Here is a 1,725-nt window from a genome sequence, read left to right as displayed (position 1 = left end):
TTTTTCTTGAAATCGTTTTATTACATTACTTTTACGTGACATAATGAATTAAGATATAGTGTTATATTGTATATCAAGATAATATAAATTTATCATTTATTCGTATTAATTTTTAATAAATAAATCATTTTTTTATAATATGCCTATTACAATTATATTATTAATAAATTAATTATTAATAAATTAATAATATAACTATCTTTTATGTACGACCGCGAGGTTTTCGAACTCCATATTTAGATCGTCCTTGTTTACGATCTATAACACCACCTGTATCTAATGTACCACGAATAATATGATAACGAACACCTGGTAAATCTTTAACACGACCACCTCGTAATAAGACTACTGAATGTTCTTGTAAATTATGACCTATTCCTGGAATATATGCTGTAACTTCAAATCGTGAAGTTAATCGAACACGAGCAACCTTACGAATTGCAGAATTAGGTTTTTTTGGTGATATTACATAAACACGAACACATATTCCTCGTCTTTGTGGGCAATTAAGTAAAGCAGGTGATTTTTTTTTTTTAGTAATTTTAATTCGTTTTAAACGAACTAATTGTTGTATAGTTGGCATTTAATTAATTTTTTTAAAATGCATAAAATTATTCATTGTAATTTAAGTTATATTTTTTCATAAACTTTTCTACCCGTCCTTCACTATCAACTATTAATTTCGAATTATTAAAAAATGGATGATTGGCTAACCAAATATCAATTTGTAAATTGTTTTTAGTTGATCCAATTAGACATAAAAGTTTATTTTCATGATACAATGAAGCTTTAGAATACCATTTAGGATGAATATTAGATTTTGACATAATAATTTAAAATTTTATCGTTTAGAAAATTGTGGAGCTTTTCTGGCTTTTAATAATCCATACTTTTTACGTTCTTTAATACGAGTATCGCGAGTCAAATAACCAGCTTTTTTTAATATTGAACGATTTGATGAAATTTTTCGAGCTAATAAATTAGCAATACCAGATCGAATTGCATCTGCTTGTCCTGTTAATCCTCCACCTTTCACTAAAATAATAATATCATATTGATTTAATACCTTTAATTTTTCTAATGGAGCTTTAATAGTACTTATATAATTTTCACGGAATTGAAAATATGTTTCTGCCGAAAGCTTATTTATAATAATTTTTCCAGTTCCGTCACTTAAAAATATTCGTGCAGTTGAACATTTCCGTTTTCCAACACTATTATTCTCTTTTTTAAAAATAAAATTTGGCTTAGTGTTCATATAATTAAGTTTTTATATATTAATTTTTATTGGATTTTGTGCACTATGGTTATGAACTGAATCATTATAAATATATAATCGTTTCATTAAATTTTTCGTTTCTTTTTCTGAGAGCATTCTTTTAACAGCTCTTTTTAGAATTAATTGTGCTGATAAATTTTCATTTGTTCGAATTTTTAATGATCGACCGGGTCGACCGGGTCGTTTAACTAAAAAATGTTTATGTGTTTTTTTAGTTCTAATTAATTTTGCATTCGTTAGAATGACATAATGTCCACTATCAATTGAAGAATGATAATTAGAATTAATTTTACCTTTTAATAAACTAATAATAACGGTTACTAATCGACCTAAATTTTTATCATTACAATCAACGAGAAACCATGTACGATTTTCATATTTTTTATTTGGTAAAAATGTTTTATTTAATGATGCCATAATTTTTCAGAAATAACTATCCAATAAAT

General features: G+C 25.5%; 4 protein-coding genes. All 4 read right to left on the bottom strand.

Annotation, left to right across the window (positions count from 1 at the left end; translation table 11 throughout):
* Positions 1 to 202: 202 nt before the first annotated feature.
* From rpsL to rplM, 4 genes are read right to left on the bottom strand one after another with little or no spacing between them, the layout of a single operon-like run.
* On the bottom strand, positions 203 to 583 hold the full coding sequence (rpsL, locus tag F6K37_RS41035) for a 30S ribosomal protein S12 (RefSeq protein ID WP_287257036.1): 381 nt from the start codon (positions 581 to 583) through the stop codon (positions 203 to 205).
* Between the two features lie 28 nt (positions 584 to 611).
* Positions 612 to 827: a 50S ribosomal protein L31 gene (gene rpmE, locus F6K37_RS41030; protein ID WP_287257035.1), complete on the bottom strand. Its 216-nt coding sequence runs from the start codon at positions 825 to 827 to the stop codon at positions 612 to 614.
* A gap of 14 nt (positions 828 to 841) precedes the next feature.
* Positions 842 to 1,258 (bottom strand): 30S ribosomal protein S9, encoded by a 417-nt coding sequence (rpsI, locus tag F6K37_RS41025; RefSeq protein ID WP_287257034.1) that lies wholly within the window; start codon positions 1,256 to 1,258, stop codon positions 842 to 844.
* A 12-nt stretch (positions 1,259 to 1,270) separates the two neighbouring features.
* The gene (rplM, locus tag F6K37_RS41020; RefSeq protein ID WP_287257033.1) at positions 1,271 to 1,696 is read right to left on the bottom strand and encodes a 50S ribosomal protein L13; all 426 of its coding nucleotides are present in this window, start codon (positions 1,694 to 1,696) and stop codon (positions 1,271 to 1,273) included.
* Between the last annotated feature and the right edge of the window lie 29 nt (positions 1,697 to 1,725).

It is taken from the genome of Moorena sp. SIO4E2 (genome assembly GCF_010671945.1).
GTDB lineage: Bacteria > Cyanobacteriota > Cyanobacteriia > Cyanobacteriales > Coleofasciculaceae > Moorena > Moorena producens.
The sequence above is the reverse complement of the archived record's forward strand: the minus strand, read 5'-3'. Positions and strand labels throughout refer to the sequence as shown.

What these genes read in the sequence shown, in the direction of transcription:
- rpsL (WP_287257036.1), bottom strand. Translation starts at nt 583, where the DNA reads ATGCCAACTATACAACAATTAGTTCGTTTAAAACGAATTAAAATTACT.
- rpmE (WP_287257035.1), bottom strand. Translation starts at nt 827, where the DNA reads ATGTCAAAATCTAATATTCATCCTAAATGGTATTCTAAAGCTTCATTG.
- rpsI (WP_287257034.1), bottom strand. Translation starts at nt 1,258, where the DNA reads ATGAACACTAAGCCAAATTTTATTTTTAAAAAAGAGAATAATAGTGTT.
- rplM (WP_287257033.1), bottom strand. Translation starts at nt 1,696, where the DNA reads ATGGCATCATTAAATAAAACATTTTTACCAAATAAAAAATATGAAAAT.